Annotated in this window: 11 protein-coding genes; 1 reads left to right on the top strand and 10 read right to left on the bottom strand. The window is 58.6% G+C overall.

Annotated elements, in window-relative coordinates; translation table 11 throughout:
- Nucleotides 1-12 precede the first annotated feature (12 nt).
- The 4 genes from WX88_RS27990 to WX88_RS32015 form a co-directional block, all read right to left on the bottom strand.
- The gene (locus tag WX88_RS27990) at nucleotides 13-2,208 is read right to left on the bottom strand and encodes a LysM peptidoglycan-binding domain-containing protein (protein WP_052732852.1); all 2,196 of its coding nucleotides are present in this window, start codon (nucleotides 2,206-2,208) and stop codon (nucleotides 13-15) included.
- 360 nt (nucleotides 2,209-2,568) lie between these two features.
- Nucleotides 2,569-3,996 carry an Asp-tRNA(Asn)/Glu-tRNA(Gln) amidotransferase subunit GatA gene (gatA, locus tag WX88_RS18725; protein ID WP_046245930.1) on the bottom strand — a complete coding sequence of 476 codons (1,428 nt, stop codon included), beginning with the start codon at nucleotides 3,994-3,996 and terminating at the stop codon, nucleotides 2,569-2,571.
- A 27-nt stretch (nucleotides 3,997-4,023) separates the two neighbouring features.
- Nucleotides 4,024-4,482 carry a Sec-independent protein translocase subunit TatA/TatB gene (locus WX88_RS32020; RefSeq protein WP_082116143.1) on the bottom strand — a complete coding sequence of 153 codons (459 nt, stop codon included), beginning with the start codon at nucleotides 4,480-4,482 and terminating at the stop codon, nucleotides 4,024-4,026.
- Between the two features lie 17 nt (nucleotides 4,483-4,499).
- Nucleotides 4,500-4,847, bottom strand: coding sequence for a Sec-independent protein translocase subunit TatA/TatB (locus WX88_RS32015; protein ID WP_046245929.1), 348 nt, complete (start codon nucleotides 4,845-4,847; stop codon nucleotides 4,500-4,502).
- A gap of 277 nt (nucleotides 4,848-5,124) precedes the next feature.
- On the opposite strand from WX88_RS32015, the gene WX88_RS27985 reads away from it, so the two are divergent.
- Complete coding sequence (locus WX88_RS27985; RefSeq protein WP_052732851.1) at nucleotides 5,125-6,069, top strand: GAF domain-containing DNA-binding protein; 945 nt, start codon at nucleotides 5,125-5,127, stop codon at nucleotides 6,067-6,069.
- A gap of 283 nt (nucleotides 6,070-6,352) precedes the next feature.
- Here WX88_RS27985 and WX88_RS31505 read toward each other — a convergent pair whose 3' ends face one another.
- The 6 genes from WX88_RS31505 to WX88_RS18680 form a co-directional block, all read right to left on the bottom strand.
- Entirely contained in the window at nucleotides 6,353-7,945 is a 1,593-nt protein-coding gene (locus tag WX88_RS31505) for a murein hydrolase activator EnvC family protein (protein ID WP_231590744.1), read from the bottom strand.
- A gap of 24 nt (nucleotides 7,946-7,969) precedes the next feature.
- Nucleotides 7,970-8,746, bottom strand: coding sequence for a DUF4292 domain-containing protein (locus WX88_RS18700; protein WP_046245928.1), 777 nt, complete (start codon nucleotides 8,744-8,746; stop codon nucleotides 7,970-7,972).
- Nucleotides 8,739-10,574 (bottom strand): tetratricopeptide repeat protein, encoded by a 1,836-nt coding sequence (locus tag WX88_RS18695; protein WP_052732849.1) that lies wholly within the window; start codon nucleotides 10,572-10,574, stop codon nucleotides 8,739-8,741. The genes WX88_RS18700 and WX88_RS18695 overlap by 8 nt, the downstream gene beginning before the upstream one ends.
- Nucleotides 10,575-10,688: 114 nt before the next feature.
- The gene (locus tag WX88_RS18690; RefSeq protein WP_046245927.1) at nucleotides 10,689-11,699 is read right to left on the bottom strand and encodes a sugar phosphate nucleotidyltransferase; all 1,011 of its coding nucleotides are present in this window, start codon (nucleotides 11,697-11,699) and stop codon (nucleotides 10,689-10,691) included.
- A 134-nt stretch (nucleotides 11,700-11,833) separates the two neighbouring features.
- Nucleotides 11,834-12,268, bottom strand: coding sequence for a dUTP diphosphatase (dut, locus tag WX88_RS18685; protein ID WP_046245926.1), 435 nt, complete (start codon nucleotides 12,266-12,268; stop codon nucleotides 11,834-11,836).
- Between the two features lie 297 nt (nucleotides 12,269-12,565).
- Nucleotides 12,566-13,054 carry a hypothetical protein gene (locus WX88_RS18680; RefSeq protein WP_156176266.1) on the bottom strand — a complete coding sequence of 163 codons (489 nt, stop codon included), beginning with the start codon at nucleotides 13,052-13,054 and terminating at the stop codon, nucleotides 12,566-12,568.
- Nucleotides 13,055-13,061: the final 7 nt, after the last annotated feature.

Here is a 13,061-nt window from a genome sequence, read left to right as displayed (position 1 = left end):
ACTTTCAGCAGCCTACCCTTGCGGCACCACCAGCTTTTGGCCCAGCTTCACCTCATCGGAAGTGAGATGATTTACCTCGCGCAATCGCTGCACGCTCACTTTAAAGCGGCGCGAAATATTAAATAGCGTATCACCCGGCTGCACCCGGTGCACCTGTGGCGCCCCAACCTGCTTATTTGCAGTGGCCCGAGGGCTTGCAACAGCTACTGCCTTAGCCGAAGCCTTGCGCTGCTTTCGGGGCTCCGGAGCGGTATCGGCATCTGCGGGCGCCCTAAAAACCAGTCGCTGGCCGGGGACCACGTTTTCTGATTCCAGGTTATTCCAGGCCATGAGCTGGGCCACGCTCAAGTTGTGCTCACGGGCCAGCTTGGTCAGGTAGTCACCTTTGCGCACGGTGTAAGGCATAGCGCCAGCTTCGGCCGACACCTCTGTTTCGCCTGTTATTTCAGGGGTTGGCGCCACGGTCCTGGCCTCATTGTGCTGGGTTTCTACAGCCGGGCCCGACACTTGCGCCAAGGTCTGAGACTGCGCTAAGCGACGGGCCGCTGCGCGAGCCTGCGCCTCGGCGGCAGCTTGCTGAATTGCCTGCCGCTGTCGGATAGCAACCAAACGAGCTTCCTGCATTTTTTCCTGCTGGCTCAGCTCTTGTAAGCGTACCACTTCGCGGGCATTAGCCTCGGCCTGCTCCCGCCGGGCCGCTGTCTCCTCGGCCGAAATCGTCGGGCGCGCTGCGTGCGGCGCGGCGGCAACCATCGGCAGCTCTTCTGTGGCCACGGGAGCAGCAGGAGTGCGGCGCGGCGCGGCGGCAGGTAGCGGCACGAATATCACCAGCCGCTTGCCAGGCTTCAGCGGCCGGCCCTTGGGCAGTTCGTTCCAACGGCGCAGCTGCGCCTGACTTACCTCGAACCGCTCGGCCAAACTGGCCAGCGTTTCGCCCCGACGCACCTTGTGCGGCACCCGCCGGAACCGTGGGGCCGCGGTTTTCTCGTCGGCACGTGGTCCTTCGGTGGCAGCCAGCACCTCGCGGCTTACCCAAGGTTCCACCCCTTCAAGCCGCGGGGGCAAGGGTACCAAGGCTTGGGGCAACGCGGCGGCGGGCTGACAGTATTCAAGTAAGGTTTTCCGGTCTACATCGCCTAAATGCACCGCCGCGGCCGCCGGATAACGTACCACGTACGGCCGATACCCAGCCGGTAGTGCCGCCCGCCGCAGCTCTGGGTTGAAGCGCGTGAGATACAGGGAATCTTCGTAGCCACAGGCCCGGCTCAGACGGCGCAGGTCGAAGGCTTGGCCCCGCAGGCCCAGTGTGTCCAACGGCTCCGCGTATTGGTAGCTCAGCTTATCGGTGCGCAAGCCGTGGGCCTCGGCGTACTTCATGCTGTACATAATTGCCGTGAACGTGGGCACGTAATTCCGTGTCTCAGCCGGCATATATGGGTACAGGTCCCAAAAAGTTTTTTTGCCGGTGCGGCGCATCACGCGCTGCACACTACCAGCGCCCCAGTTGTAGGCTGCCAGCACCAACTCCCAATCGTGAAAGATACCATAGAGGTAACGCAGGTGTTTACAAGCAGCTTCGGTGGCTTTTTCGGGCGCCATCCGTTCGTCTATCCACTCGTCGCGTTTCAAGCGCAAGTCGTTGGCCGTGGGGCCCATAAACTGCCAAAGGCCGGTGGCTCCCACCGGCGACTTAGCTGTCGGAATCAGGGCAGACTCAACTACGGCCAGGTATTTCAGATCAATAGGCAGGTTGTACTGCGCCAGGTATTTCTCGAAGATGGGGAAGTAGAAATTCTCTCGCTCCAGCACGCGCTGCATGTAGCTGCGGTTCCGGGCCGTGAACAAGGTTACGTAGGCCATCACCGAGTTATTGAACTGGTGCGGCACATCAGTTTCGAAGCAACTCACTCGGTCACACACTATTTCGCGCATAGTAGGCGGAGTACGCAGCCACTCCAGCCTCGCTGAGTCGACGGTAGTTGGAGTCATGGGTACGGCCACCAGCGAGTCGGGCTGTAATTCGAGGCGTACCCGCACGGTGTCGCCCAAGAGGGCCGGCATGGGAGCCTTTACGCCGCCTACGGTGTCAGATGGCGAAATCTGTTGGGCCCTGATTTCAGTCGTTTGCAGCAGCAGCCAAGGCAGCGCCAGCGCCCACCAGCATTGGCCGCGCAGAGAAGTTTTCGCTTGCTTAATCCCTTGCTTCATAGCACTAAGATAGGGCGGATATAAACAAGTTGTGTAGGTAACGATTTACGTTTTTCAACGAAACCTACCGCGGGAGACATTATTCGACCCGAAATCCACTTTCAAAAACAAACGAGCTAAACAGCTAGCAGGAATGTTGAATCCTTGTTTTACAAAGGAAAAGAGCAGCTACAACGCGTTGTATTGGGAGGATAATCAGGCTCCCTCCTTGTAAGATGCCGCTATTCTGTTCACGCCACAACCGGCTTTGGTATGTTCACCCAAGTCACCTGATATAGTTTTAACAAAACTGCTTACCCATGAAGCAGCAGAATTTGGTGCTAATTGAGTTCATTCAGCACCAAATTCTGCTGGACTCCGCTAAGCCAGCACTTCTTCCGTTAGCAGACTGGCAAAGGCCAGCAACTCGGCCTCGCGGAAAGCGCCGGCCATGACTTGCAAGCCGATGGGCAGACCAACTGCGTCCTCCCCTACTGGTACCGAGATGGCAGGCACACCGGCTAATGAGGCTTGCACCGTGAAAATGTCAGCCAAATACATGGAAACCGGGTCTAGCTTCTCGCCGATTTTGAAGGCCGTGGTGGGGGTAGTGGGCAGCACCAGGAAGTCGTATTGCCGAAGCAGCTCGTCGGTTTTTTCCTTAATCAGCCGGCGCACGCGCTGAGCTTTGGTATAATACGCGTCGTAATAATTAGCGCTCAGCACGAAAGTGCCGAGCAGGATGCGCCGCTGCACTTCGGCCCCAAAACCCTGGGCACGACTCTTTTTGTAGAGTGATTCCAAGTCTGTGGCATCCGGGGCACGGTAGCCATATTTCACGCCATCGAAGCGACCCAGGTTGGAGCTGGCTTCGGCGGTGGTGAGAATATAATAAGTCGGAATCATGAAATCGAGGTACGGGAAATCCACGGCCTCTACCACATGGCCCTGACCACGCAGTATCTCCAACTGGTTTTCCAGCGCATCCTTAATTTCTGGGTTCAGGCCCTCACTATTGATGGCATCAGCAATGTAGCCGATACGGTAGTGTGGAGCAGGTGCTAGTTGCTGGCTGTAGGCGGGCACTTCCCGCTGGCTGGCGGTGCTATCCATGCCATCGGCACCGGCCATTACTTCCAGGAGCAAGGCGGCATCCTGCACCGAGCGGGTAATGGGCCCAATCTGATCAAACGACGACGCGAATGCCACAAGCCCATAGCGCGAGATGCGCGAATAAGTCGGCTTCAGGCCAATGACCCCACAAAAGGCCGCCGGCTGGCGCACCGAACCACCCGTATCGGAACCAATTGATGCGAGACACATGTCGGCCTGCACGGCCACCGCCGAACCACCCGATGAGCCCCCTGGCACACGGTCGGGGTCGGCGGCATTGCGGGCGGGGCCGAAGTAAGAAGTTTCGTTCGAGCCGCCCATTGCAAACTCGTCGCAGTTTTGGCGGCCGATGAGGATGGCATCAGCATCAAGTAAGCGTTGCACGGCCGTGCCCGTGAAGAGCGACTTGAAACCATCGAGCATGAGGCTACTGCTTTGCAGCGAGTGCCCGGCATAGGCTAGCACGTCCTTGATACCAATGACCATACCGGCCAGTGGCCCGGCGGTGCCGGCGGCCAGTTTGGCATCTACGGCATCGGCCTGGGCACGGGCTTCGTCGGCCCACACTTCCAGAAAGGCGTTGAGGTGCTGCTGGCGCTCGATGTTGCCCAGATAATACTCAACGAGCTGACGGCAGGACGTGGTGCCCGCCGCCAGCTCGTTACGAACTTCGGATAAAGACTGAAAACGCTTCAAACTACTTGCAGATTTTAGGTTACCGATTTAGGCGTCGGGAGAGGCTGGAATATAGGGTTGCCGGGGCTGAGTGCCTTCGGGCGCGAGATTAGGTGGCAGCGAATGGGCCACGGGCGGGGCGGGCTCAGTGGTTTTGTGCTCGAAGGAATGGTCTGGACCCGAGGTGGTAGGTGCTGATGCGGCAGCGGGAGTCGCCCAAGGGTCGAAGCCCGAACCGGTTTCGGCAACCGGCGCGGAATAATTATTCTGAGCCGGGTAGTGGTTTTGAGAGCCGTAGTTAGAATTTGGCTGCGTGGGCTGGCCAGCTTGCTCAAACTCGCGGCGGATTTCGGTGCTGGCATCTTTGAACTCGCGGATGCCTTTGCCTAAGCCTCGGGCCAGTTCGGGAATCTTATCAGCGCCGAAGAAAATGAGGATAACGACCATGATGAGCACCACTTCGGAGCCGCCGACACCCTCTATGAAGAGAAAGAAAGGACTTTGCATGATTCAAGTTGCGCCCACTAGCGCGATTGGTTGTTAGGGTCGTTGGGGTTGAAAACAGGTGGTACAGGCTGCTGGTAACCCTGTTGTGGAACACCTTGCTGTGGAGGATACTGTTGCTGAGCGTAACCTTGCTGTGAAGACTGCTGATAGGGCGGCTGCACGGGCGCATTAGTAGGTTGGTCACGGTACTGCGGTTGCTGATTCTCGGCCTCTCTGCTAGCGTCTTTGAACTCCCGCACGCCTTGTCCCATGCCTCTGAATAATTCAGGAATACGTTTGGCGCCAAACAAGAGAATAATAACGAATACGATAAGCAGTATTTCGGTGGTTCCGAAAGTACCAATTAGGAACAGGGAATGGAGCATGAGAGAGTGGGCGCCTGGGCCCGGTTAGGGTGATAAAGTAAGATATACGCAGCCGAATGCCTTTTGGAGTATCAAAGATACCCAATAGCGAGGTTTTAACTGATGAAGCGGTGCATTTACAGGCAGTTTGGACGCGTTTAACGGGGCGCAACAAGAGTTGGGCGGGAGCTAACACAGCATACTTGCGCGCACAGATTAGCTTTGCTAACCTTTTCACCCCGAGTCTGCCATCCACAACATAGGCTTAAACAGGAATTAATTTACTTTATATTAAGCTGTGAAACAACCTAAGCGCACCACCCCGCCCGATTCCAATCTGCGTCAAGTAAATGAAGTGGAGCGCCTCGAGGCACTCCACAGCTATCAGATACTTGATACTGACCCGGAGCAGGTGTTTACCGATTTGGCTCAGCTTTCAGCCTTCATTTGCGGCACGCCCATGTCGCTGGTTTCTTTGATTGATGGAGAGCGGCAATGGTTTAAAGCCAATGTTGGCATGGAGGCCAAAGAGACACCGCGGGAACACGCATTTTGCCAGTACGCCATGCGAGCCACCGACGTATACGAAGTATACGATGCTACCACGGACGAGCGTTTTGCCAATAACCCGTTGGTGACGGGCGAGCCCAATATCCGCTTCTATGCGGGGGCACCACTGCTCACGCCCGAGGGGCAGCCCTTGGGCACCTTGTGTGCCCTCGACACCGTGCCCCGCGAGCTTTCTTCTGACCAGCGCGAGGCATTACGCATTCTGGCCCGGCAAGTGATGGCACATCTGGAATTGCGCCGGATTCGCCTTCAACTCGAAGACGAGCGTCAGAAGCTGGACGGCGTGCTGCGCATGGCTAACAATGCAGGCGATGCCCTCTACGCAAATAATCGCACTGAAATCTTTGTCAAACAAGACCAGCGCCTGGTGCGCGTGGCCACCGCCGACTTGCAATACGTCGAAGCACTGGGCGATTATGTGAATTTGCACACCACCCGCGAACGGCTCACGGTGTACGGCACCATGAAAGACCTCGAGACCAAATTACCCGTCCGGGACTTCGCCAGAGTGCACCGCAAATACATCGTGCGTCTCGACCGCATTGTGTCCATTGAGGCCGATGTGGCACTGCTTGATGGAGTGCGTGATGCTACGCTGACACGCACCCCAGTACGGGTTCCAATTGGCAGTTCCTACAAGGCGGGGCTCCTCGGAAGATTAAACTTAGTATGAGCCTGGTGCTATCTTGAATTGACATCGGAATTTACGCCGGAATAAAATCGCCGTTCATCGGGCTGAAGCATCAATTCGCCGAAATACCAAGCAGGCCAGTCCGATAAGCCTCACCTTTGATTCGGTTATCGGTTGAAGCTCGCTAGTAGCTACTTCTGCCGACAGCTAAGTTTGTTTTCATAGCTCAGAAAGACCCGCGCCTTTGGCCCGGGTTTTTTTGCTTTAACCCACTTCAACCCGTCATGTTGAGCGGGACCGAAGCATCTCGCATGGGGGTGGTTGGCTACTTGTGGCCGAGCCAAGTTTGGGGGTTTAGATTGGCCGAGTTGTGCCATATCTGAAACTGAACCTCCGAGGTGCCTTCGCCATCCGTAGCTACGGTGCCGATTACCTCGCGGGCACTTACCCGCTGCCCCTCGCGCACACTCACGGAGCGCAGCTTGGCATACACGGTGAAGAAGTCGCCGTGCTGAATCATTACGATGGTGTTCATGCCCGCGATGCTGGCGATGGTGAGCACTTTACCATCGAAACAGGACCGCACCGATTCGCCAGCCCCAGTCTGGATATCGATGCCTCGGTTTTCCACCGTCACGTTTTTCAGTACCGGGTGGGGGTGCCGCCCGAAGCGCTGACTGATGAAGCCCCGGCTCACCGGCCAGGGCAGGCGGCCACGGTTGCCCGCAAAAGAGGAGGACAGCAGGGCGGTTTCGGGGGTAAGGGCAATGCGTACGGCGCGGCGGTCGGCGGCAGCTTCGGCGGCGGTTTCGGGGGCGTCGGATTCGGGCGCGGCGGTAGCATCGTCAGCAGCACCTTCGGAGCTGCTTTCGGAAGCGCTGGCGGGTGCATCAGTGCCGCGGGATGGGCGGGCAGCGCTGCCACGAGTGGCGATGGCCCGGCGGGCGGCCCGGGCCGCGGCTACAGCAGCTTGCCGCCGCGCAGCCAGCCGCGCGGCCCGGGCGGCGCGCGCAATTTCTTCCCGCACCCGCTCCGCAATCAGGTTGTCAAGCCGAACCACAGCCTGGCGACGCTCTTCCAGCTCATGGCGCAGGCCCTGCTCCTGCTGGCTGAGTTGTTGCACCATGTCATCCTGCTTAGACTTCAGGGTGAGCAGGTTTCGGTTCTCATTCAGCTGGTTGTGGAGCAGGCTGCTTTTACGGCGCTGCTGCTGCGTGAGGCCCGAGAGCTGCTGGTGCAGTCGGTACTGCGTGCCCATGATGCGCGCCGCTTGCCGCTGACGCTCCTCGGTATACTGCCGGATGTAGCGCAGCCGCAGGGCAAACTGGTTGAACGATTCGGACGCAAACAGAAACATCAGCCGGTTGAAGCCATTGGCCGTTTTCGACGCGGTGTAGAGCAGCTGGGCGTATTCGGCTTTTAGCTGGGCCAGGGTTTTCTGGGTTTGCAGCACCTGCGTGGCCGTTTGGTGTACGCTGGTTTCGATGCCGTGCAGTTGGGTCGAAATACCCTGAATTACCTGTTTCTTCTCCGTCAGCTTTTCCGTGATGGCGTGCAGCTCGCCCAAGCTCACCTTTTTCTTCTCCTGGGTTTGATTCAGCGCCTGGCTGGTTTCCTGAATCTGGCGCAGATTGGCCAGCCGCTCGCGCTCCAGCTGGGCCTTGCTTTTGGTGCGGACCGGGCGGGTCGTTCTGGTGGCGCGGGGCCGGGTGGCCCGGGCAGGCGTCCGGCCTTTGGTGGTTTTGGCTTTGGTAGTTTTGGCCGGTTGCTTCTTTTGCCGCTGCTGCGCGGCCACGGGTGCGCTCAGCCACAGCAGGCTTAGCAGGCCTAGTAGCAACCAATGCTCACGGCCGCGCCGCGCAGTGGAGACGGCTCCTCTGCTACCTGCTTTATCAGCCGTTACTACCTGCTTATTCAACGTGCGTTGTTCGAAAGCTGCAAATTACTTCTGCCGCTTATAACCTTTGGGCACGGCGAAGGGAAAAGCCAACCGCTCGCGCCCGGTATTTACCTTATTGTAGTTGATGGCGGCCGTCACCACGCCCGATGCCTGCTGCGCCTGAACAAAAACGGCGTGTGCAAACGGCAGCTTTTCCTGCTCCTCCAAAGGCCGGAAATCGGTATAATCGACGGTGAGGCTGCGCTTGCTAGCTTCGTCGCTCACTTTCATCTGCTGCACACGGCCGGTGCCCGCTTGTAGCAGGCGCTCGATGAGCACGCCGCCCAATGGGTAAGTGACGCGCTGGCGGCCGGCCTCTTCGGTGGTTATTGTGGGCGTGGTGCCGGCGGGGCCCGGCAGGTAGTCGCCCAGCAGCAGGGCCTGCATCTGGGCAAAGCTCACGGGCACGTTCAGGATGTTGCTCAGGTAGTCGTAGCCGCCCGAGAAATAGGTCTTTTCCAGCCGGTTCAGCACGCGCACCGAATCGCGGGTCAGGATGGCCCGCACGCCTTCAATGCCTACCAGGGAAGCCGATAGCCAGATAATACTGTCGCGGCGCATGCGCAGGGCTAGGTTGGCGCCTTGCTTGTTGCCCTTCATATTGAACTGCGCCTTGCCTTTGGCATTCAGAAACAGGAAGGTGGTGTTGGTGGCGCGCACCTTGGGCTCAGCAACCGGCGTGGAGGTTCCGGGGGCGTTGCTCGATGTGGTGGGAACGGCTTTGCGCGTACAACTCCCCAATAGCAGCCCCAGGGCCAACAGCAGCTTCACTTTATTCATACAGTTTGCGGTCTTTCAATTTGCGCTCCAGTAGGTCCGAGGCAACGCCCATTTTGCGGGCGCGCTGCCATTCGGCCACGGCTTTGTCTTTTTCGCCGAGCTGAAACAGGACGTCCCCGTAGTGCTCAACAACGGACGCGTCTTTGGTGGTTTGCAGGGCCTTTTCCAGATTAGCTTTGGCACCTTCGTAATCCTTCATCTTATACAGCACCCAGGCGTAGGTGTCGAGATAAGTGTCGTTGTTGGGAAACTGCTTCACCACTTTGCCCGACATCTGCTTGGCGCGCTCCAGCTTTACGCCCCGCAACGACAAGAAGTAGCTGTAGTTATTCAGCACCTGTACGTTGTCGGGGTCGCTTACCAGTGCGGCTTCGTAGGCGGCATCCGATTTCTCGTACTCATGTAGCTCGTGGTAGGCATCACCCAGCTGCGCGTCGAACTGGCCCAGTTGCTCGGGGCTGTTCATCACCAGCTTGCGGCCGTGCTCCAAGGCTTTCACGCCCTTCTGGGGCTGCTTTTTCAGCATGTAGGCCACCCCGTTGTAGAACCACAGCGACGACTGGTTAGGAAACAGCTCCAGCGCCCGGTCGGTATGGGTTAGCAAGGAGTCGGTCTGGTTCAGCTCGGCATCAATGAGGACGACCTGCTGCCAGGTCTGAAACTTGGAGTTGTCGTAGCGCAGCGCCTGCAAATAGGCATTGCGGGCCTCTTTCTTGTGGTTGGTGAGCGTCTCTATGTCGCCGGCCAATGAGTGCGACCGGGCATTCTTGGGATAGGCTTTGATGGTGGCGGCGGCCAGGGTGCGGGCCAGCTGGTTTACCGATTCTTTAGGGTGGGGCAGCTGCTTGATATAGCCCACCAGAATCCGCTCCCGGTCATCGATTTCCAGCGAGGGGCTGGCGAAAGCCAGCTTGAGCTGCTCGTCCGACTGTTCGAGCTGGCTTTGCTGGCGGTACACCTCGGCCAGCACCATGTGGGCCTGCGGGTTGTCGCCATCGAGGCGCAGGGCTTGCTGAGCCACGCGCACGGCGTCGTCGAGGCGGTTGTTGCTGGCGTACATCTCGGCCTGGGCCAGCACGTAGCGGCTTTCGGTAGGGTTGGCTCTGATGAGCTTCTCACCCTCGGCCAGGGCCAGGTCCAGCTTGTTTTGCTTGAGGTAGATCTGCTGCTTCTTGAAGGAAATCTCATCAACCTGCCCAAACTCTTTCTCGGCCTGGTTGAGCGTGGTCAGGGCTTCGGGCAGCTTGTTTTGCGCCAGATACAGGTCGGCCAGGTTGAACAGGTAGCTGCCCGAGTTGGGCACCTCTTTGATGAGCGACGCGTAAGTCTTGGTGGCGGCATCATACTGCTTCTGGGTGGCCTGCACCTGGGCCAGCAGCAGGTAGTAGTAGGCGTTCTTGGGGTCGAGGCGGGTGGCAGCGTCGGCGTAGTTGGTGGCGTCGCGCAGGTTGCCGCTCAGCAGGTTAGCCTCAGCTATTTTGTAGTTGATGGCCGCGTTGTCGGGGTTGAGCGAGTAGGCTCTCAGCAGGTTTTCGAGGGCCTTGGGATAGTCCTCGAGCATAATGTACTTCACGCCCTCCACGAACAGCGCCTCGCTCTGCTCGCGCTCGCGCTCCGTCAGCCGCGCCATCAGGGTCGAGCGCAAGGCCGCCCGTCTGGCCCGGGCTTCGGCTAGTTTCTTGTCGAGTTCCCGCTGTTCTTTTTCCAGGGCCCGCCGCTCTTTGCGCGTCAGCTTGTCGGGGGGCGCGGGGGTACCTCCCGTGGGCTGGGCATAGCTCAGGGCCGTTAGCCCTAACCAAAACAACAGAGTAAGAACGACTTGACGCATAGACAATAAAACCGCGCCTCCGGCCCGGTTTACGAAATTACGGGTAATAATAACCAACGACGCGGCCCTCCGCAGAAGGCCGCGTCGCTAATAACGTATTTCCGCGTTAAAATGTCACACCCGCAGCTGGTTATAATCGCCGAGACTCAGGTCGTCGGGCGTGCCGGCTACGGTGGCGAAATTACCAATCATGGAGTTGGTGATGACGGCATTTAGCACCGAGGCCGACTGCTGCACGATGGAGTTCGACAGGCGCGAGTCGCGCACGTTGGCGTGGTCGCCCAGCGATACGTGCGGGCCTACTACCGAATCGGTAATCACCGCATTTTCGCCGATGTACACCGGCTCCAGCAGCACCGAGTTGGTGATGGTGGCCGACTCGGCCACCAGCGACTCGCCCCGCTCCTTGAGGTATTCGAGGTAGCGCTGGTTGGTGAACACCGTGGCGTCTTTGTTGCCGCAGTCGAGCCACTCGGTCACGCGGCCGGGCACGAAGACCGTGCCTTTGTTCTTCATGTTTTCCAGGGCATTGGTGAGCTGGTACTCGCCTTTGTCTTTGATGTCGTTGTCGAGCAGGTATTGCAGCTCGGTGCGCAGGTACTCGCCGTCCTGGAAGTAGTAGATGCCGATGATGGCCAGGTCGGAGATGAAGTCCTGCGGCTTCTCCACGAACTCGGTAATCTGGCCTTGCTCGTTCAGCTTCACCACGCCGAAGGGCCGGGGGTCTTCGACCTGCTGCACCCAAATGGTGCCGGGCACCGAAGAGTCCAGCGTGAAATCGGCCTTAAACAGGGTGTCGGCAAAGGCAACTACGAGCGGGCCAGTCAGCGACTCCTTGGCGCACAGAATGGCGTGGGCCGTGCCCAGCGGCTCATCCTGGTATACGATGGTGCCCTTGGCACCCACCGATTCGGCGATTTTCACCAGGCTTTTCTCCACCGTTTCGCCAAAGCGGCCGATGATGAAGGCAACTTCGTCCACTTGCTCACCGCAGACTTTGGCAATGTCCTCCACGAGGCGCTGCACAATGGGCTTGCCGGCAATCGGAATCAGGGGCTTGGGAACAGTGAGGGTGTGGGGGCGCATGCGCTTGCCCATGCCGGCCATCGGGACGATAATTTTCATTCTGTAAGAGTTGTCGGTTGTTTGTTATCAGAATATGCTGCTGTTGTGTGATATGAAGTAGCGAGGCCGTCGGTTGGGTTGCCGCCCAGCCGCCCGCACCAGACGCCTGAGCTTGGGCCGCTAAAAACGGGGCGCTAGCTTTTTCCCGTGCTCCCATACCCGCCTGCGCCCCGTCGGGTTTCACTGAGCACGGCGGTGGGCTGCCAGGTAATGGTTTCGTGCCGGGCAATGACCAGCTGGGCAATGCGTTCGCCGTCGTTCACCACGAACGGCTCGTTGGATAAATTCACGAGCAACACCTTGATTTCGCCGCGATAATCGGCGTCTATCGTGCCGGGGCTATTCACTAGCCCAATGCCGTGCTTGTGCGCCAGGCCGCTGCGGGGCCGCACCTGCGCCTCGTAGCCCACCGGCAGCTCCAGGCTCAGGCCCGTGGGAATCAGGGCCCGCTCCAACGGCCCGAGCGTCACGGGGGCCGCCAGGTTGGCCCGCAGGTCGAGGCCCGCCGCATGGGGTGTCTGATATTCCGGCAACGGGTGATGCGAGCGGTTGAGGACGGGGATTTGCATGAGGCAAAAGTAGAAGCGGCAAGCAAAGATAGGAGCCCGCCGTTTACGCCCTAATGAAGATTGTGCGCGGCCTGGAGGCTTTGCTCAAGAGCCGGCGCGCGGTGCCGGAAGCGCCTTAGCAGAACCAGGCGCACCAAGTAGTACGCTGATAATTTGCCGCTTTCATCCGCTATGAAGCTCACAGAATCTTGCTGGCATAACTCCCTTGCCCGGACGCCGCCTTAACCGGTCAAAGGCAAACAGGCGGCTAGTACCTTATTATTCGCCTACACTACACGAATCGGCGGCAGGTATGAGCTAACGACAATTACTACCCGACGGCCCCGACCTGGCCGGGGCCGGAATGGTACGGCGGGTAGCGGGCCACACGCCTCTTCTGAGGTAAAGCATAAGATTGAGCAGCAGCAAGGCTATGCTATGCGCCATCAGCAGCGTTATCAGCGCCAGCTTTTCCCTATCGAAAATATCAGCCAGGGCCCACTGCGAATGGAAATAGTAACTGAAAATAATGGTCAGCAGGGGCGCAAAGGCACCCAGTAAGACCAGTAACGAGACGACTACCTGCCGCCGAGTGGAGACCGGCCAGCGCAACAGCAGGGCCAGAATAAAAGCGAGCATATAGCCGAAGACGTAAGTCTGGCGGATGTCGGGAAGTGGGTAGTTCCCCGAGGCGTAGCTTGAGCCCATCCCATCTATGTGAATGATTTGATAGAGTAACAACTCGAAGAGCCAAGCACCCAACACTGCGACGACCACGCTGACGATACTCAATAAAGCAGTTCGCATCCTAGGA

This window comes from Hymenobacter terrenus (assembly GCF_000972495.1).
Lineage (GTDB): Bacteria > Bacteroidota > Bacteroidia > Cytophagales > Hymenobacteraceae > Hymenobacter > Hymenobacter terrenus.
This window is presented reverse-complemented; position numbering and strand designations above follow the sequence as displayed.